Source organism: Micromonospora sp. NPDC005710, from assembly GCF_040630995.1.
Lineage (GTDB): Bacteria > Actinomycetota > Actinomycetes > Mycobacteriales > Micromonosporaceae > Micromonospora.
This window is the reverse complement of the sequence record NZ_JBEXYP010000018.1, coordinates 22,812-41,607: the sequence shown is the minus strand read 5'-3', so window position 1 is coordinate 41,607 and position 18,796 is coordinate 22,812. Positions and strand designations below refer to the sequence as shown.

Genomic DNA, 18,796 nt, shown 5'->3' with positions numbered 1-18,796 from the left:
TCGATAAGCGGCGTGCTCGACCTCGACGAACCACCGTGAACACAAAAAAGAGGGTTTCCACAGGCTCTGACCTGTGGAAACCCTCTCGCTGTCGGGACGGCCGGATTCGAACCGACGACCCCTTGACCCCCAGTTTTACAACGATTCTGTCACGGCATGCCGGAATCTATTTGTGCGTCCTCCAATCCGGACAGAGCGATATCTCCCCATGACGGCCCCTGCCACCCGGTGTTGGGCACGACGCCACCCACACACTCTCGTCGTTACCGTTCCCGTTGCCGCGAGAAGTCAAGGACCATTGGTGCCGCCAGGTTCGGGTAGTTTCGTCGCGAAGACGCAGCCAGGCAGACCGCCACCACCCAGCGCGGTTCTGCAGGGCTTCATGCCCAGCGCGTGCACGGCACATCTGGGAACGCCGACTGGAGCGCATCGTCGCACCGCATCTGGCAAAGATTGTGGTACTCGGTGAAGGCTCTGATTTCGTAGACTTCGCCGGTGCAAATGATCTCCATGCAGCCGGCCCCCTTGTCGACGGACGCCATCGTCCTTCGCGAAGCCATCACGCGGGCACAAACCGGTCTTGTCGACCGGGAGGTGGTCGCCGAGGTTGTCGTGCTCTGTGCCGTCGCTGGCGAGCATGTGCTCGTCATCGGCGCACCGGGCACCGCCAAGTCTGAGGCCGTACGGCGAACGGCTGACCAGCTCGGCGGTCGGTACTTCGAGTACCTGCTGGGACGGTTCACCGAGCCGAACGAGATTTTCGGCCCTGTCGACCTCCGCCGGTTACGTGAGGGGTCGGTGGAGTTCGAGACCTCGGGCATGCTGCCCGAGGCGGAGGTGGCGTTCCTCGACGAGGTCTTTCTCGGTTCGACGGCGGTCCTCAATACACTGCTGGGGATTTTGAACGAACGAGTGTTTCGGCGCGGATCAAGTGTCCTGTCGTGCCCGCTGCGTGTCTGCGTGGGCGCCGCAAACAGCTTGCCTGATGATCCCGCTCTCGCCGCGTTCGCGGACCGGTTTCTGGCTCGCGTCTTCGTCACTCCGGTCCCGGACGCGCGACTCGACGAGCTGCTGGAGGTGGGGTGGAACGTGGGTTCTCGGCCGCCCGATCTGACGGGATCGATGCTGCCGGCGTTGGATCGGCTTTCTCAGGCGGCTCGTGAATGTGACCTTAAGGGTGTGCACGGCCTGCTGGCGTCCGCGATCCGTCAGATGCGCCAAGCCGGCGTACCGCTCAGTGACCGTCGGGTGGTGCGTTCGCAGCGCCTGGTGGCCGCTGCGGCGACCCTGGACGGGCGCGGTGCGGCGACTGCCGACGACCTCTGGGTGCTTCCGTTGATCGCGCCGACACTCGACGCTCAAGCCTCGGCCCTGGACGTGCTGTCAGACCTGGTGGCGCAGGGGCGAAACGCCAGTCTGGTGTACGCGGCGGAGGAGTTCGCCCGGGGTCCGCAGGCCCGTGCAGCCCGGCTGGTCGAGGCTGGCCGGCGCCTGCTCGACGAGTTGGGTACCGGGCCGCTGACGCACGACGGCCGGCTGCGCTACGAAGCGACGCTACGGGAGATCGACGCGGGGTTCGTCCTGGCCGATGCCCCGCAGGCGCTGCAGGACATGCGCGGCCTCCTAGTCGCCGCGATCCGGCGGTGAGCGCGCCTCCCCTGTCCCTGCAATGGCGTGGACGCGACACCCCGCTGCCCGCTGCGGCTGTGGCAGCGTCGGGTGCGGTGGTGGCGGAGTTGCGCGCGGACGCGCTGATGCGGGTAACCGCAGGCGCCCACCTACGTGCCTGCGCCGGCCGGGAACAGGGCTGGTTGATCGTGCTTGGCGATCGGGCAGAGCTTCCGTGGGCTGACGGCGCCATCTACCTCGGCTGGGACGATGGTGTGCTGGTACCGACGCTCGCCCAGCCGTGGCCGTGCGCGGATCTGTTGCGCGAGCCTCTGCGCCACCTCACCAACCAGCAGACCGGACTCATCGCATTGTTGCCCGGACTGGTCCTGGCTGGTCCGCTGCCGCGGGAACCACTCGACCCCGCACGGCTGGCATCCTCATGACCGACCGCTTGGCTCTCCCGGCAGCGCTGGTTCCCTGGGCGTCGGCGCTGTCCGCATTGACCAGCGATGTGGCACTTGCCATGGGCCCGTTGGTACGACAGATCAATGACCTGTTTCCCGTGACGGAGGGCGGCTCGACGGAAGACGGCCAGCCAGACGGGTACGACGGCCTGGCGGCACGTGGCACCATCGAGCGGCTGCTCCCGTCGCAGTTGCTGCTGATGCAGGAGCTACCGGACGAGTTCATTCGCCGCGCCGCCGGCGGGGAGCTTCTGTACCTGGCACCGGCCAATCGATCGGCCGCGCTGCGTGGACGGGTAGCCGTCCTCGTCGACACCGGCCCAGGGCAGCTTGGTGCCGCCCGGCTGGTCCAGCTCGCTGCGCTCATCGTTCTGCATCGCCGGGCCGCCGGCCAGGGGCGGTCAATGGTGGTCGGCGTGCTGGGTGAACGGCCGGGTAGCTGGCGGGGCGGTGAACTGAGTAAACAGCTCGCCGGTTGGCTGGTCGCCCGCAAAGCTGCCGAACCGACCCCGTCGACTGTAAGGGAGTGGAGGGAGCAGCTGGATGCGGCCGATCAGGCCTGGCTGCTGACCGGGCCGCGACTGGCCAGCCACCTGCCCGACAGGAGCCGGGTGCTGGTGAGTAACGAGCAGGAATGGGGTGTCGACGGAGCGACAGTTGTACGAGTCGTCGTCGGCGAGCGGCATCTCGATCTCCCGATGCCTCGCGGTGAGGTCGCCCTGCGGGTCCTGCGCGGCACCGGCTTCCGTGACGCCTCCGTCGGTGTCAGCGCTGGCACCGCTCCCCTGCGGAGGCCGATGTTCCCGAGCGCCGCGCCGTACCTGATCGCCCGTGGAGACGGCCCTGCTGTAGTCCTCGCGGTCCGGGTGCCGACCGGGCGACCGCGACGACACCAGCTGCCCGGTCCGGCGCTGGCAGCCTCCTGGTTGGGTCGCCGGCTCGTGGTCCTGACCTGCGTCGACGAGACGCTACGGGCTGTCGTGACTGGTAAGACGCTGGGCCAACTGCAGGAGCTCTCGGTACCACTGGCCACGATTGGCATGACGGTCAGCGAGGTCGAGGCAGCCACGGAAGGGGCGCTGTCGCCACTCTATTTCCAGGGGGGTGTCCTGCTCTGCCAGCTCGGTGGCAACTGGTGGAGTCTGTCCACCGAAGGCAGCCACCAGCTGTCGTCGTGTGTGACGGTTGCCCCCGGCAGGCAGATGGACGACCCGCGCTTGGCCTGGCGGGCCGGCACCCATATCGGGGTCACGGGCGTGGCCGGTGGGGCGCGGATCCCCGCTGATGCTCAGGTAGTCCTCGGAGCCGGGACGAGGACGGCCTGGTCGTTGGGCGGCACCACCTGGCGCATCCACGCTGCGGCCGGTCTCGTCGGTGACGTGACAGTCACGAAGGAGGCAACGGTGATCGGCATGGTCGACATCGACGGTCCGCAGTTGGTGACCCTGTCCAGCGGCGGACTGATCGTCCGTCTGGTCTCGCCGGCTCGAACCCAGACCCTTACTCGCTGGTCGGGTGGTATCGCCGAGCCGGCCCTGCATCCGACCGAGCCATGGCTGGCGGTGCCACGCCCGGAAGGGCTGATCGACGTCGTCGACCTCGCCACGAACCAAATCCTGCGTACCGTCCGGAGCACCGGATGAGCTCGTTCCGCGGCCGGCTCCCGGCCCGCGCACTCCTGATCGACGTCTGCCTGATCGGGGAGGCCGAGGCGCGCCGTCGGGTCGTCGAGGCCTGGCAGCCCGCAGCCGCACTGTTCGAGCTACCCGGCGGGGCGTGGCTGCTGGAGTTCGACCATGCGGTCGAGGTGCGCGCGGAACTGGCTCCCGGCCTCGTTCTCGTCGACAGCGGCGGCGTCTTACACCTCAGCGGCACACCCGTCGAGGGCGCCGCGCCCGGCGACGTGCTGATCCCCCGCGCCGGCGCGGCGATGTTGGTCAGCCGGGCGGCTCTGACTCGCGTCGACCGGGACTCCTGGACCGACCTGACCGCCCTGCGGATCGAGCCGCTCGCGGCATTGGACCGCCCCGTTGTCGCGGCGGTCGCGCCATCGCCCTGGCAGCCGCCCACACCCGCACCCGGCCTGCGCGCGGTGGCCGGTGTCGCGCCGCCGCCGCGGCGGATCCGCCGGCTGCTGGCCGCGTCGACCCGTCCGAACCGTCGAATGCGGCTCTCTCCCACTGCTTCCGGGAAGCTCGCTGCGGTCGCCGCGGTCGTTTTCGTGTTTAGCCTTGCCGCGCTCGTCGCAGCGCCGCTCCGGATGCTGGTTATCGGCGTCGGCGCGGGCCTGCTGTACGGCCTCAGCATGGTGATCGCTTCAGGCGCCACCGCTGCGGCGGACAACGGCCCAACGCAGACTGGTCGCGGCACGTCGTCGGGTGGCTGGTGGAACACGCTGCTCGCCCGGCTCGTGCTGACCAGCCGAGCCGCCTGGCTGGCTATCAGCGCGCAGCAGCGTTACCTACGGCGGCTCGACGCCGCATTCGAGCGTCGCGACTGGGACAAGGCGCTGCGTGAGGCGATCGCTGTCGGTGGTTCCAATGGGCGCCCGACACTTCGGCTTCCCCGACCACGCACCGGGGATCTCGTGCCGCACGCCCAGCTCGAGGGCGGTTCGACGGTCCCGCTCGGCTTCGGGGCCGAGCAACACCTGCGGACGCTCTACCGGCAGGCGGCCACCGAGCTCGACCGCGCCGGACGCGTCGAGGAATCCGCGTTCGTCCTCGCAGACCTGCTTGGTCTACCGGGCGAGGCCGTCGCACTGCTGGAGCGACACCACAAGTACCGCCTTGCCGCCACCCTCGCCGAGGGACGCGAGCTCGATCCGGACCTGGCGGCAAGACTGTGGTGGCGGGCCGGCGAGCGTGACCGTGCGCTGCACGTTGCGCGGTCACGGGGCGCATTTGCCGGAGCTGTCGAACGACTGGCCCGGGTCGACGCAGTGGCTGCCCGACAGTTGCGGGCCGAGTGGGTGCGCGCACGACAGGCCGCCGAGGATCATGTCGGTGCCATTGACGCGGCATGGCCGGACACCGAGCTGCGCCCGCTCGTGGTGACGAACCTCCAGGCCGGCATGACGCTCAGCGGCCACACCGCGGGGTACCTGTTCGCACACCTCGTAACCTGGCGTCCGAGCACCGACACGGTGACCACCGCAATCACGCTGCTCGACGGTCGTGACCAGGAATTGGCGCCGGCCCAACGCGGCTTCCTGGTGGCACTGTCCGAGCTGCACTGCGCCGACAAGGCACAGGACCGCCGGCTTTGCACCGCCGCGCTGCGTCTCATTGTCCGCAATGCGGCAGGTGATCCCAACGGAGATGCCGACGAGCGCAGGCGGATCGCCGGCAGGCTCCGGCGCCGGGCTGACCGGCTGGCCGCCGCCGACCTGCCACCGCTGCCGGCCGGACGAGCACCTGCCCAGGACACCCCGATCGACATCACGTCGACCGACGAGGCCGGGCAACTGCCGATCCACGACGCAGTCCTGCTCTCGGGCCGCACCATCCTGACCGCACACGGCGAATTCGGTGTACGCCTGATCGGCCTGGATGGCCGAATCCGTGCCAGCTGGGACACCCCCGCACACCAGCTTGTCGTCGCCGATCACGGCGGCAACGTCCTGCTCGTCGCGCGACGCGGTCCCGCCTGCGAAATCCGCAGCCTGAACCTGAGCACGCGCCGGCTCCGGCCGCCCGTCGTCATCACCGCGCACCACGTGCTGCCCAGCTACGACGGTGCGTTGCTCACCGTGGTCGACGACGACGGCATCGCATTCATCGACCTGACCGCCGACACCCCCCACATCACCTGGCGTGAACTGGACCCCACCATCGCGGTTCTCGACATCACCCGGAGCCCGACCAGCCTCGCCGCGCTGGTCCAGGTCAACCACCAACTGGGCTCCAGCGCAGCCCGCACCGAGGTGTGGCGCTGGGACTTACCCTCACTCATGCTGCGGGCCCGAAGAACAGTTGATCTCAACGGCCTCACCGGCAGCGCCCTGCTCGCTTCCTCGAGGCTGATAACTACCAGGCACGACGAGTACTCCGACACCTATAACGTCATTGGGCACGGTGCAGAGGCCCGGGATGTGGATACGAAGCCGACACTGTTGGCCAGCTGCGGGATGTCCGCCCTACGCATCGATCGTCCAAACGACACCACTGTGGAAATCGCTGACGGCAACCTGCGCGTCGTGTTTCCGCCCGCTGACGGTGCAATTGGCTTCCGGCGCCACGCTGACGCCCTCACAGTGTGGGAGCAGAACGGCAGGTTGGTCGTTATCGACCTCACGCTCCGCCAGGCGGTCGCTCGCCTGCGGACGCGTCTCTAGACCGGAGGCCTCACGGGCCAGCCTCGTCCTGATCGCCGCGACCACCTGGCTTCCACGATCGGAGCGAGCCCTCTAAATGCCGAACCGCTCGGTGAAGTTGTGGACAAACGTCTCGGTTGGACCTCCCGCGAACACCTGGCGTGTCGACCCAAACTGCGCAAGCATGGCGCGAGCCTTGGGCAGGTCGCCCAACATCGCCAGGCAGACAACCAAAGTTCCGTACTCGACCTGCGACTTGGGCCGTCCGGGCAGCGTGTCAATCACGGCCGACAACGTCTGATGCCTGGCCAAGAACGGCTCGCCGTAAGCCTTCAGGTCAGCAACCAGTTGGGCAACGGCCTCGTCTACCTGCTCAGGCGGCGCGAGCCACCAGCGAGAGGGCGTGACGTTGGTCGGCTCAAGACTGCGGATCAAATCGTGGCACGCGACGTGATGGCTCTTGCAGCGGCACGGGCGAGGTGCCGGCTGGGGCCGATAGCCGCGAGCACACGACCAGGCCACGCATTCACGTGATCAACAGGACAGGGCATCGGTACCTGCGACCGTCGCCTTACTCAGGCCAGCAGCCGGGCTAACCGGAAATCCTGCCGCGCCGAGGCTCCTGGGACCGGACGACGTAGCGACAGGTGGCAACATCTGCAGCGCTTGACGCGCAATCAAGAGCAAAACTGCCGCTCCATCCGGAACGGAGATGAAGCGGCAGGTCAGAGCGTTGTGCAGCGGACACGTCAACGGCCAACCATCCACACGGTTGCCGCCAATAAAGATCATCCGTTACCGGATGTTACCGCCGTTGCCCGAGAAGATCTTCATCTCCCCAGGTCAATCGGTCGGGACGGCCGGATTCGAACCGACGACCCCTTGACCCCCAGTCAAGTGCGCTACCAAGCTGCGCCACGTCCCGCCCCCGCGTGGTTTCCCCCGCGGCAGCCGATACAGCTTAGCGCAGCACCTCCGGGTAGTCCGCACAGGCCCCACCGGTGCCACCCGGCATCCGGCGCACCGCACAACCCCTAAAGCGTCCTAGGAGGGTGGGGGTGACAGGAATGCCGGATGGGCTGGTTCGCCCATCCGGCATTCGTCAAGCAGAACGGCAGCTCGTCAGCCGTGCGCCTTGCCTCGGCCACCGGGGCCGAGCTTCTTGCGCGGGCGGACGGAGATCTCGATGGGGCTGCCCTCGTACCCGAATTCCTCGCGGAGCTTGCGCTCGACGAAGCGTTGGTACCCGGCGTCCAGCGGGCCGGTGGTGAAGAGCACGAACCGTGGCGGTGCCACACCAGCCTGCGTCGCGAACAGGATGCGCGGCGCGCGTCCACCGCGGATCGGGTGCGGGGTCGCCTGCACCAGCGCGGTGAGCCACTGGTTGAGCTGCGCGGTCGGCACGCGGGTTTCCCAGCTGGCCAGCGCCTTGTTCAGGGCTGGGGCCAGTTTGTCCACGGCTCGGCCGGTCATCGCCGACAGGTTCAGCCGGATCGCCCAGGGGATGCGGCGCAGCTCCCTGTCGATCTCCTTGTCCAGGTAGTACCGACGGTCGGCGTCGACCAGGTCCCACTTGTTGAACGCGATGACCAGCGCCCGGCCCGATTCGGTCACCATCGACAGGATCCGCTGGTCCTGCTCGCTGATGGGTTCGCTGGAGTCGAGCAGCACCACGGCCACCTCGGCGGCCTCGATCGCGCCGGCGGTACGCAGGCTGGCGTAGTACTCGGTGCCGCTGGCCTTGCCGACCCGCTTGCGCAGCCCGGCCGTGTCGACGAGCTGCCAGGTCTGGCCGCCGATCTCGACCATGCTGTCCACCGGGTCCACAGTGGTGCCCGCCACCGAGTCGACAACGGCCCGTTCCTCGCCGGAGAACCGGTTGAGCAGGCTGGACTTGCCGACGTTCGGCCGCCCGACAAGCGCTACCCGGCGCGGCCCGCGCGGACGGTTCTCCACGATCGCCGGTGCCTCCGGCAGCGCGGCGAGGATGGCGTCGAGCAGGTCGCCGGAGCCACGTCCGTGCAGCGCGGACACCGGGAAAGGCTCACCGAGACCGAGCGACCACAGCGAGGTGGCCTCCATCTCGATGGAGTTGTTGTCGGCCTTGTTCGCCACCAGGATCACCGGCTTGGCGCTGCGCCGCAGCATCTTCACCGCTGCCTCGTCGACGTCGGTGGAGCCCACCATCGCGTCGACCACGAAGAGCACCACGTCGGCGGTGACGACCGCCGTCTCGGCCTGCGCCGCGATGGCCGCGGCCCGGTCCTTGGCGTCCGGTTCCCAGCCGCCGGTGTCCACCACTGTGAACGCCCGGCCGTTCCACTGCGCGTCGTACGGGACCCGGTCGCGGGTCACGCCCGGGACGTCCTCGACGACCGCCTGCCGACGACCGATGATCCGGTTGACAAGCGTCGACTTGCCCACGTTGGGGCGGCCGACCACTGCCACCACCGGCTGCGGGCCGCTCGGTTCCTCGACGACGACGTCGGGCTCACGCAGCTCGACCCACCCACCACCATCGGTGCTCATGCCGCTCCTCCGGTTCGCTCCGGACCGTCATGAGACACAACCGCGCTGTTCATGCCACGCCCCGCTCGGTGAGCAGGTCGCGGATCCGCGCCACGACCTCGTCGATGCTGAGCTCGGTGGTGTCCAGCACCACCGCGTCGGGCGCCTGGGCCAGCGGGTTGAGCTTGCGCGTGGAGTCGAGACGGTCCCGTCGCGCCAGGTCGGCGGCGGTGGCCGCAACGTCGGCGGAGTCCTCGGCGCTGCGCCGGGCGGCGCGGGCCGCCTCGGAGGCGGTCAGGAAGACCTTCAGGTCAGCGTCCGGCGCCACGACCGAGCCGATGTCGCGACCCTCGACCACCATTCGACCAGCGTTGGCGATCATCTCGCGCTGACGGGTGACGAGCAGCTCCCGAACGGCCGCCATGGCGGCGACGGCGGAGACCGCGCCGGTCACCTCGGCGCCACGGATGTCCGCGTCCACACCCACACCGTCGACGGTCACGGCATACCCCTGCGGGTGGGTGCCGATGCGCAGGTTGACCTCACCGGCGACCTTGGCCACCGACGCGGTGTCGGTGAGGTCCACGCCGGAGCGCAGCACGGCCCACGTGATCGCCCGGTACATCGCCCCGGTATCCAGGTAGCGCGCACCGATGCTCACGGCGAGCCGCCGCGACACGGTGGACTTACCCGAACCGGATGGCCCGTCCACGGCGACCACACATCGCCCGGCCCGTACGTTTTCCTCCACCGTGTCCTCCTCAGCCCGTACCTCACGGATCGCCCGGTGAGCTGGCGCCGCAAGCGGTTTGTCAATCGTCATCAATCATGCCCGGACCCTCTGAAGGACCCGCGTGCGACACCGCCGGAGGCGACCCACGCCACCCGGACGGACCGCGTCTCGGCCGAACCGGAGCCTACCGGCTGCCGTTCCCCGAACTCGGGGGTCAGTCACCCACCGCGGTGAACAGGGCGGCGACCTCGGCGTTCGTCAGCCGCCGGATCCGCCCGGTGCGCAGTTCACCGAGCCGGATCGGACCGATCGAGGTACGCACCAGCCGGGTGACCGGGTGGCCGACCTCCTCCATCAGGCGTCGGACGATGTGCTTGCGTCCCTCGTGCAGGCTCAGCTCCACCTGGGCGGATTTACCCAGAGTGTCCACCACCTTGAACGAGTCGACGGTGACCGGCCCGTCCTCCAGCTCGACGCCGGCCAGCAGCCGCTTGCTCAGGTTGCGCGGGATCGGCCCGACCACCTCGGCGAGGTAGGTCTTCAACACCTGATACGAGGGATGCATGAGCTTGTGCGCGAGGGTGCCGTCGTTGGTGAGCAGCAGCAGGCCCTCACTGTCCGCGTCGAGCCGCCCCACGTGGTAGACCCGCTGCTCCACCCGGTTGCCGATGAACTCGGCCAGCTCGTTGCGCCCCTTGTCGTCCGCCATCGAGGTGACCACCCCGCGCGGCTTGTTCATCGCCACGTAGACCAGGCGAATGTCGACCTGGAGGCGTTCCCCGTCCACGTGGATCACGGACGTGGCCGGGTCGACCTTGTCGCCGAGCTTGGCGACCCGCCCGTCCACGGTGACCCGGCGGCGGAAGATCAGATCCTCACAGGCGCGCCGGGAACCCACGCCGGCGGCGGCGAGCACCTTCTGCAGGCGCTCAGCCCCCTCGTAGACGGGGGCGTCGGGTTTCGGGGAACGGTTATCGGGTCGCATCGGCAAGCTCTTCTACGTCGTCGGGCAGGAAGGGGGCGAGGGGCGGCAGCTCGTCGACGGTGTTCAGCCCAAGCTTCTCCAGGAACAGCGTGGTGGTCTGGTACAGGAACGCCCCGCTGTCCGTTTCGGTGCCGCACTCCTCGATGAGGCCGCGGGTGACCAGCGTACGGATGACCCCGTCGCAGTTCACACCCCGGATGGCTGAGATTCGCGAACGGGTCACCGGCTGCTTGTACGCGACCACGGCGAGCGTCTCCAACGCCGCCTGGGTCAGTCGTACGGACTGCCCGTCCAACACGAACCGCTCAACGTACGTAGCGTATTCCGGTCGGGTGTACAGCCGCCACCCGCCGGCCGCCCGGCGCAGCTCGAACCCGTGCCCGGCCGCTGTGTAGCCGGCGGCGATCTCGTCGAGCATCGGCCCGACCCGCTCGGCGGGCTGCTCCAGCACCTGGGCGAGGACCAGCTCGCTGACCGGCTCGTCGACGACGAGCAGGATCGCCTCCAGCGCGCCGCGCAGCTCGGTGTCGGACAGGTCGGGCGCGGGCTCCGGCGCGACAGTCACCCGCCGCCGCACTGCCTGCTGCCGCCGGGGTACGTCCCCAACCCCCGGCGTGCTCTCCGTCACCGCGGCGGGCTCCGGTCCCACCGAGCCCGTCTCGTCCGGGGGTGCCTCGCCACGGTCTGGCTCAGCCGAGGCCGCGTCGTCGGAGGCCGGCTCAACACGGTCTGGCTCAGCCGAGGCGACCTGAGGGCCCGGGGGCGGTGTCGCTTCAGGTTCTTCGGTGTCCGGTGGTGTGGGTGACTCGCCCTCCGGCGTCCGGGGGTCGTCGGCGGTGGGCGGGCGGGGGCGGTCCCACGGGGGCACCCAGGCGGCAGCCTGGTCGGCCAGCGAGTCCCGGCGTTGCTCGTCACTCATCCCGCGCACCTTCCGCCATGTCCGTCCCGTCCGGCCCGTCGGCCTCCCCCACCAACGCCGGCTCAGCCCCGGGCCCGGCCGGCTCAGGCCCCACCGAACCAGGCGCTGTCTCCGGGTCGGTCGGGGTGCCGGCGTACTCGTCGACGTGCAGCTCGGTGTCGCCGTCGGCCGGGCCGGTCCAGCGCACTGTCAGCTCCTCCAGAGCCTCCTCCTGCACGAAGGACACCAGGCCCTCCCGGTACAGCTCCAGCAGGGCGAGGAACCGGGCCACCACCTCCAGGGTGGCCTCGCAGTCGGCGCAGAGCAGTGAGAACGTCGCGGTGCCGGCCCGGCGCAGGCGGGCGGCGAGGATGGCCGCGTGTTCTCGGACACTGACCCGGACCATGTGGATGTGGGCGATGGAGACCTCGGGCACCGGTTTCGGGGTCATCGCCCGCACGGCCAGCTTCAACAGCCGTTGGGGGCCGATGCCGAGCACCAGGTCGGGCAGCGCCTCGGCGTAGCGGGCCTCCAGGCTGACCGCCCGCGGGTAGCGTCGGCCGCCGACGGCTTCCAACTCGGCGATGTGCGCCGCCGCCTCCTTGTACGCCTTGTACTGCAACAGTCGGGCGAAGAGCAGGTCCCGTGCCTCCAGCAGGGCGAGGTCGGCCTCGTCCTCGACGTCGGCGGCGGGCAGCAGTCGGGCCGCCTTCAGGTCGAGCAGCGTCGCGGCGATCAGCAGGAACTCGCTTGCCTCGTCCAGGTCCCAGTCGTCGCCCATCGCCCTGATGTAGGCGATGAACTCGTCGGTGACGGTGTGCAGGGCCACCTCGGTGACGTCGAGTTTGTGCTTGCCGATCAGTTGCAGCAGCAGGTCGAAGGGACCGGTGAAGTTGGCCAGCCGGACCGTGAACCCGGCGGGCTGCACACCGTCGACCACTGCCGCTTCGGCGGTCTCGGGCTGGTCGAGGGGTGGCGCGGTCACCGGACGACCGTAGTCCACGAGTCGGGCACCGGGCGTTCCGGCTACCGCTCCGACTGGGCGGCGATCACCTCGCGGGCCAGCTGACGGTAGTTCCGTGCCCCGGAGGAGGCTGGGTCCATCGTCGTGATGGGGGCACCGGCCACGGTGGACTCGGGGAACTTGACCGTCTTGGTGATGACCGTCTGGTAGACCTTGTCGCCGAACGCCTCCACCACCCGCTGGAGGACCTGGCGGCAGTGTGTGGTGCGGCTGTCGTACATGGTGGCGAGGATGCCTTCGAGCTCCAGGTCGAAGTTGAGGCGTTCGCGCACCTTGTCGATGGTGTCGAGCAGCAGTGCCACACCGCGCAGGCTGAAGAACTCGCACTCCAGCGGGATGAGCACGCCGTGCGCGACGGTGAGCGCGTTGATCGCCAGCAGGCCGAGCGACGGCTGACAGTCGATCAGGATGTAGTCGTACTCCTTGCGGACCGTACGCAGGACCCGGGCCAGCGCCATCTCCCGGGCGACCTCGTTGACCAGCTGAATCTCGGCGGCCGAGAGGTCGATGTTGGCCGGGAGGATGTGCAGCCCCGCCACGTCGGTCTTGATGACGACGTCCTCGGCGAGGATGTCGTCCTGCATGAGCAGGTTGTAGATGGACAGGTCGAGGTTGTGCGGGTTGACGCCCAGCCCCACCGAGAGCGCGCCCTGCGGGTCGAAGTCGACGAGCAGCACCTTGCGGCCGTATTCGGCGAGCGCCGCGCCCAGGTTGATGGTGGTGGTGGTCTTGCCGACGCCACCCTTCTGGTTGGCCATCGCGATGATGCGCGCGGGGCCGTGCCGATCAGTCGGCATCGGCTCCGGGATGGGCTTGCGCATCGTGTAGGCCGCCGGGTCCGCAGGACCCAGGTCCGCGCCGAGCGTGGCCTGCTGCTCGCGGAGCTCCGTCGTCCAGGTCTCGGCACGGTCACCGTTGCCAGCCATGTGCTCGTTGCCCCCTCCCGACGACCCACCCCGGCGTCGGAGCCGTCCGACGTCCTTCGCGGCGCCGCTGCGCACCCCGGTCATGTCGCTCCAGGAGGTCCGCGCCGATGCCGACTGTACGCCACGGACCAGCAGGGCGTTCGGCACCGGCCCGGCGTGTCGGCGTCGACCGCTACCGGTTCAGCCCCGGGCGCGCGGGTGGGCGGTGGCGTACACCTCGCGCAACCGCTCCACGGTGACCAACGTGTAGACCTGGGTGGTGGTCACCGACGCGTGTCCGAGCAGTTCCTGGACCACCCGGACGTCGGCGCCGCCGTCGAGCAGATGGGTGGCGTACGAGTGGCGAAGGGTGTGCGGGGAGACGGCGGCCGGCCCGTCGACGGGCAGCCCGGCCCGGTCGGCGGCGCGGCGCAGGATGCCCCAGGCCCCCTGCCGGGTCAGCGCGCCGCCGCGGGCGTTGAGGAACACCGCGGGGGTGCCCCGGCCGGCGGCGGCCAGCCCGGGGCGGGCCCGGACCAGGTAGGCGCGGACGGCGTCGACGGCGTACCCGCCGATCGGCACCAGCCGTACCCGGCCGCCCTTGCCGCGTAGCAGCACCGTTCCCTCGTCGGTGTCGAGGTCGTCCACCGCGGCGCCGACGGCCTCGGAGATCCGCGCGCCGGTGCCGTACAGGAACTCCAGCAGCGCCCGGTCGCGCAGCGCGAGGGGCGCGTCGTCGCCGGCGGCGGTGATCGGGCCGGCGGTTTCCAGCAGCCGGACCACGTCGTCGACGGGAAGCGCCCGGGGCAGCCGTCGGGGCGGCGTGGGCGGGCGGACGTCCCGGCTCGGATCGGCGCCGGCCAGGCCCTCGCGCAGCGCGAAGCGGTGCAGGCCGCGGACCGCGCTGGCCGCGCGGGCGGCGGAGGAGACGGCGAGGGGCGGGTGCGCGTCGTCGCCGGCGCGCAGCCGCGTCAGGTGCGACTCGACGACGCCGGCGCCGACCGACGCGAGGTCGGTGACGCCGGCGTCGGCGAGGGTCGCGAGATACCGCTCCAGATCCTGACGGTACGAGGCGAGCGTGTTGGCGGAGAGGCCACGTTCGACGGTCAGGTGGTCGAGGTAACCGCGGACGGCACGGCGCAGCGCCGGCGTGGGCAGGGCGCCCACGCCGGCGGAGTCCGTGTCGCCGGTCAGCCCGCCACCGTTCAGGCGAGCGCGTCGGCCAGCGGGAGCACGTCCATGCCGTGCGCCTCGGCCACCGGGCCGTAGGTGACCTGACCGGCGTGGGTGTTCAGGCCCAGTGCCAGCGCCGGGTCGGTGCGCAGCGCCTGGCGCCAGCCGTGGTTGGCCAGTTCGAGGGCGTACGGCAGGGTGACGTTCGTCAGCGCGTACGTGCTGGTGTTGGGCACCGCGCCGGGCATGTTCGCGACGCAGTAGAAGATCGACTCGTGCACCTTGTAGACCGGGTCGGCGTGCGTGGTGGGGCGCGAGTCCTCGAAGCAGCCGCCCTGGTCGATGGCGATGTCGACGAGCACACTGCCCGGCTTCATCCGGGAGACCAGCTCGTTGGAGATCAGCGTCGGTGCCTTCGCGCCGGGCACCAGCACCGCGCCGATGACCAGGTCGGCGTCGAGTACGGCCCGCTCGACCTCGTACGCGTTGGACGCGACGGTCTGCAGGTGGCCCCGGTAGATCGCGTCGGCCTGCCGCAGCCGGGCGACGTTCTTGTCCAGCAGCAGCACCTCGGACTGCAGGCCCAACGCGATCGCGGCGGCGTTCAGGCCGGAGACGCCGGCGCCGATGACCACGGTCTTGGCCGCGTACACGCCCGAGACACCACCGGGCAGCACACCACGCCCACCACCGGTGCGCATCATGTAGAACGCGCCCACCTGCGGGGCGAGCCGGCCGGCGACCTCGGACATCGGGGCGAGCAGGGGCAGCGAGCGGTCGGGCAGCTCGACTGTCTCGTAGGCGATGCCGGTGACCTTGCGGTCGACGAGCGCGTCGGTGCACTCCTTGGAGGCGGCCAGGTGCAGGTAGGTGAAGAGCACCTGCCCCTCGCGCATGCGGTGGTACTCCTCGGCGATCGGCTCCTTGACCTTGAGCACCAGCTCGGCGGTCGCCCACACCTCGTCGGCGGTGGCGAGGATCGTCGCGCCGGCGGCGGTGAACTCCTCGTCGGTGATGCTGGAGCCGACCCCGGCGCCGGCCTCCACGAAGACCTGGTGGCCGCTGCGGGTGAACTCGTTGACACCCGCTGGCGTGATCGCCACGCGGTACTCGTGGTTCTTGACCTCGCGTGGGATTCCGACCTTCACGATGCAGACACCTCTCTTCGGGGCTGCTCTCCCCCGACTGCTCGGTGCCGCGACGGCCCCTTTGCCACCGCGGTACACCGGTCCCGCGGCGGCAGTCTAGGCCCGCCCGGCGCGGTCGCGAGCCAGCACAGTGGCATCCGGTGCCCGGGTGTCCTGACGATGTGTCAGGGCATCGCCCCGGTTCGGCCGGACGATCGTCACATCAGCCAACAGGACAGTGTTTCACCATTATCGTCCCATCTGCCGGGTGGCGGTGCGGACAGCAGGCGAGTGGATCACTAATGTGTCCGCCCATGACCACTCCTCCTTACCAGCCCGGTTACCCCCAGCCGGGGTACCCGCAGGGCGTCTCCGACAAGAGCAAGATCGTCGCGGGTGTCCTCGGCATCCTGCTCGGCACCTTCGGTGCCGGCCGGTTCTACACCGGACACACCAAGATCGCCGTTCTCCAGCTCGTCGTGAGCGTGGTGACCTGCGGCCTCGGCGCATTCTGGGGCCTCATCGACGGCATCCTCATCCTGGTCAACGGCGGCACTGATGCGCAGGGCCGTCCGCTGCGCGACTCCTAGACCTGACAGCGAAAGGGGCCCCGCGGCTGACCGCGGGGCCCCTTTGGCGCGTACTCCCTCAACCGGCTGGACCGGCGGCGACGCTCAGCGCGGCAGCGGCGCGTCCGCCCGACGCAGAGACGTGAAGTCGGTGTCCCGGGCGCGGGCCGCGGCCAGCAGCCCGGCCACCGCCGACGCGTTGGTGATCTCACCGGCCAGGACCATGGCGACCGCCTCGTCCAGGTCGATCCGGACGACCTGGAGGTCGGCCTCCTCGTCGTGGCGCTCGTGCCGCTCGTCGGCCGGCACGTCACCCAGGTCGCGGGCCAGGAACACCCGGACGATCTCGTTGGTGAACCCCGGCGAACTGTGCAGATCCACCAGAACGTCGACCCGCCCGGCGGTGAGGTCCGCCTCCTCGGCCAACTCCCGCAGCGCCGCCGCCGGCAACTCCTCACCGGAGACGTCCATCAGACCGGCCGGCAGCTCCCACAGGTGCCGCCCGACCGGATGCCGGTACTGCCTGATCAGCACCACCTGGCCGGCGTCGTCGAGCGCCACCACGGCCACCGCCCCGACGTGCCGGACGAGGTCACGCAGCCCCGTCCCACCGCCCGGCATGGTCACCTCCTCGGTGACCACGTCGAAGATCCGCCCCCGGTAGCGCTCCTCCCGGGAACGCACCTCGTAGCGGTGCTCCAGCTCGCTCACGAGGCCGACGACGCCTTCGTCGCGGCGCCGTTGCGGGCGGCCTTACGCGTCGCCGGGGCCTCCGCCGCCGCGTCCAGGTCGACAGGCAACTGGTCGGCCTGCGAGTACGTCACAGCGGCCCTCACGAACGAGGCGAACAACGGGTGCGGGCGGGTCGGGCGGCTCTTCAACTCGGGGTGCGCCTGGGTGGCCACGAAGAACGGGTGCAGGCTGCGGTCCAGCTCGACGAACTCGACCAGCCGGCCGTCCGGCGACGTGCCGGAGATGTGCAGGCCCGCCTTCGTCAGCGCGTCCCGGTAGGCGTTGTTCACCTCGTACCGGTGGCGGTGCCGCTCGCTGATCTCGGTGCTGCCGTACGCCTCGGCGACGATCGAGCCCTCGGTCAACGTCGCCGGGTACGCGCCCAGCCGCATGGTGCCGCCCAGGTCGCCCCGACCGGCGACGATGTCCTCCTGGTCGGCCATCGTGGCGATGACCGGGTGGGCCGCCTGCTCGTCGAACTCCACCGAGTTGGCGCCGTCCAGGTCGGCCAGGTGCCGGGCCACCTCGATGGTCATGCACTGCAGGCCCAGGCAGAGGCCGAGCAACGGGATGCCGGCCTCGCGGGCGTACCGGGCGGTGCCGACCTTGCCCTCGATGCCGCGTACCCCGAAACCGCCGGGGATGAGGATGCCGTCCACGCCGGCCAACGCCGCAGCGGCACCGGCGGGGGTGACGCACTCGTCGCTGGGCACCCACTTGAGCTGCACCCGAGCCCGGTGACCGAAGCCCGCCGCCCGGATCGCCTCACTCACCGACAGGTACGCGTCGGGCAGGTCGACGTACTTGCCGACCACCGCGACGGTGACCGTGTGCCGGGGGCGGTGCACCCGCTCCAGCAGGTCGTCCCAGCTGGCCCAGTCCACGTCCCGGAAGGAGAGGCCGAGCCGGCGCACCACGTACGCGTCGAGGCCCTCCCGGTGCAGCACCTTCGGGATGTCGTAGATGCTCGGGGCGTCCGGGCAGGCGACGACCGCCTCGGCGTCCACGTCGCAGTAGAGCGACAGCTTCTCCTTGAGCTTCACCGGGATCTCCCGGTCGCAGCGGAGCACTATCGCGTCCGGCTGGATACCGATGTTGCGTAGCTGCGCCACCGAGTGCTGGGTCGGCTTGGTCTTCAGCTCACCCGACGGCGCCAGGTACGGCACCAGCGAGACGTGCAGGTAGAAGCAGTTGTCGCGGCCCAGGTCGTGGCGGACCTGACGGATCGCCTCCAGGAACGGCAGCGATTCGATGTCGCCGACAGTGCCACCGACCTCGGTGATCACCACGTCGGGGAGCTGGCCGTCGTCGTCCGGGTCGGCCATCGCCAGGATCCGCGACTTGATCTCGTTGGTGATGTGCGGAATGACCTGGACGGTGTCACCCAGGTACTCGCCGCGCCGCTCCTTCGCGATCACGTCGGAGTAGATCTGGCCGGTGGTGACGTTCGCCTTGCCGGACAGCGCCCGGTCGAGGAACCGCTCGTAGTGCCCGACGTCGAGGTCCGTCTCGGCGCCGTCCTCGGTGACGAAGACCTCACCGTGCTGGAACGGGTTCATCGTCCCCGGGTCGACGTTCAGGTAGGGGTCGAGCTTCTGCATCACCACGCGCAACCCGCGCGCGGTCAGCAGGTTGCCGAGGCTGGAGGCGGTGAGGCCCTTACCCAGCGAGGAGGCGACGCCCCCGGTGACGAAAATGTGCCTGGTCGTCCGTGCTGATGGGGCCAAGGCCTGCTCCCGTGTCGTCTGTCGC

16 protein-coding genes and 1 tRNA gene are annotated in these 18,796 nt (G+C 69.9%); 5 read left to right on the top strand and 12 right to left on the bottom strand.

Going from position 1 to position 18,796, the window contains the following annotated elements; translation table 11 throughout:
* Positions 1 to 501: 501 nt before the first annotated feature.
* From ABZ406_RS22940 to ABZ406_RS22925, 4 genes are read left to right on the top strand one after another with little or no spacing between them, the layout of a single operon-like run.
* Positions 502 to 1,647, top strand: coding sequence for an AAA family ATPase (locus ABZ406_RS22940; RefSeq protein ID WP_357765277.1), 1,146 nt, complete (start codon positions 502 to 504; stop codon positions 1,645 to 1,647).
* Positions 1,644 to 2,054, top strand: a complete 411-nt coding sequence (locus tag ABZ406_RS22935; RefSeq protein WP_357765067.1) for a hypothetical protein — start codon at positions 1,644 to 1,646, stop codon at positions 2,052 to 2,054. Before ABZ406_RS22940 ends, ABZ406_RS22935 begins: the two co-directional genes overlap by 4 nt.
* Positions 2,051 to 3,718: a hypothetical protein gene (locus ABZ406_RS22930; protein ID WP_357765064.1), complete on the top strand. Its 1,668-nt coding sequence runs from the start codon at positions 2,051 to 2,053 to the stop codon at positions 3,716 to 3,718. The genes ABZ406_RS22935 and ABZ406_RS22930 overlap by 4 nt, the downstream gene beginning before the upstream one ends.
* Entirely contained in the window at positions 3,715 to 6,411 is a 2,697-nt protein-coding gene (locus tag ABZ406_RS22925; RefSeq protein ID WP_357765061.1) for a bpX6 domain-containing protein, read from the top strand. Before ABZ406_RS22930 ends, ABZ406_RS22925 begins: the two co-directional genes overlap by 4 nt.
* 72 nt (positions 6,412 to 6,483) lie before the next feature.
* On the opposite strand, the gene ABZ406_RS22920 is transcribed toward ABZ406_RS22925, so the two are convergent.
* The 10 genes from ABZ406_RS22920 to ald all read right to left on the bottom strand — a co-directional run bounded on the left by ABZ406_RS22920 (position 6,484) and on the right by ald (position 15,764).
* Positions 6,484 to 6,825 (bottom strand): hypothetical protein, encoded by a 342-nt coding sequence (locus ABZ406_RS22920; protein WP_357765058.1) that lies wholly within the window; start codon positions 6,823 to 6,825, stop codon positions 6,484 to 6,486.
* 416 nt (positions 6,826 to 7,241) lie between these two features.
* Positions 7,242 to 7,315: transfer RNA gene (locus ABZ406_RS22915), tRNA-Pro, on the bottom strand.
* Between the two features lie 197 nt (positions 7,316 to 7,512).
* A complete protein-coding gene (der, locus tag ABZ406_RS22910) occupies positions 7,513 to 8,919 on the bottom strand; it encodes a ribosome biogenesis GTPase Der (RefSeq protein ID WP_357765056.1) in 1,407 nt (468 codons plus the stop codon).
* Between the two features lie 49 nt (positions 8,920 to 8,968).
* A complete protein-coding gene (cmk, locus tag ABZ406_RS22905; RefSeq protein WP_357765053.1) occupies positions 8,969 to 9,649 on the bottom strand; it encodes a (d)CMP kinase in 681 nt (226 codons plus the stop codon).
* A 196-nt stretch (positions 9,650 to 9,845) separates the two neighbouring features.
* The gene (locus ABZ406_RS22900) at positions 9,846 to 10,616 is read right to left on the bottom strand and encodes a pseudouridine synthase (RefSeq protein ID WP_357765050.1); all 771 of its coding nucleotides are present in this window, start codon (positions 10,614 to 10,616) and stop codon (positions 9,846 to 9,848) included.
* On the bottom strand, positions 10,603 to 11,535 hold the full coding sequence (gene scpB / locus ABZ406_RS22895) for an SMC-Scp complex subunit ScpB (protein ID WP_357765047.1): 933 nt from the start codon (positions 11,533 to 11,535) through the stop codon (positions 10,603 to 10,605). Before scpB ends, ABZ406_RS22900 begins: the two co-directional genes overlap by 14 nt.
* Positions 11,528 to 12,517, bottom strand: coding sequence for a segregation/condensation protein A (locus ABZ406_RS22890; RefSeq protein ID WP_357765044.1), 990 nt, complete (start codon positions 12,515 to 12,517; stop codon positions 11,528 to 11,530). The genes scpB and ABZ406_RS22890 overlap by 8 nt, the downstream gene beginning before the upstream one ends.
* Positions 12,518 to 12,540: 23 nt before the next feature.
* Positions 12,541 to 13,464 carry a ParA family protein gene (locus tag ABZ406_RS22885; protein WP_357765274.1) on the bottom strand — a complete coding sequence of 308 codons (924 nt, stop codon included), beginning with the start codon at positions 13,462 to 13,464 and terminating at the stop codon, positions 12,541 to 12,543.
* A 180-nt stretch (positions 13,465 to 13,644) separates the two neighbouring features.
* On the bottom strand, positions 13,645 to 14,610 hold the full coding sequence (locus ABZ406_RS22880; protein ID WP_357765041.1) for a site-specific tyrosine recombinase XerD: 966 nt from the start codon (positions 14,608 to 14,610) through the stop codon (positions 13,645 to 13,647).
* Between the two features lie 38 nt (positions 14,611 to 14,648).
* Positions 14,649 to 15,764 (bottom strand): alanine dehydrogenase, encoded by a 1,116-nt coding sequence (gene ald, locus ABZ406_RS22875; protein ID WP_357765038.1) that lies wholly within the window; start codon positions 15,762 to 15,764, stop codon positions 14,649 to 14,651.
* Between the two features lie 227 nt (positions 15,765 to 15,991).
* Between ald and ABZ406_RS22870 the strand changes: the two genes are divergently transcribed.
* Complete coding sequence (locus tag ABZ406_RS22870; protein ID WP_357765272.1) at positions 15,992 to 16,333, top strand: TM2 domain-containing protein; 342 nt, start codon at positions 15,992 to 15,994, stop codon at positions 16,331 to 16,333.
* Between the two features lie 84 nt (positions 16,334 to 16,417).
* Here the strand turns inward: ABZ406_RS22870 and ABZ406_RS22865 are convergent, their stop codons facing one another.
* Together ABZ406_RS22865 and ABZ406_RS22860 are read right to left on the bottom strand one after the other, a co-directional pair.
* Positions 16,418 to 17,023 (bottom strand): NUDIX hydrolase, encoded by a 606-nt coding sequence (locus ABZ406_RS22865; RefSeq protein ID WP_357765035.1) that lies wholly within the window; start codon positions 17,021 to 17,023, stop codon positions 16,418 to 16,420.
* A complete protein-coding gene (locus ABZ406_RS22860) occupies positions 17,020 to 18,771 on the bottom strand; it encodes a CTP synthase (RefSeq protein WP_357765032.1) in 1,752 nt (583 codons plus the stop codon). The genes ABZ406_RS22865 and ABZ406_RS22860 overlap by 4 nt, the downstream gene beginning before the upstream one ends.
* Positions 18,772 to 18,796: the final 25 nt, after the last annotated feature.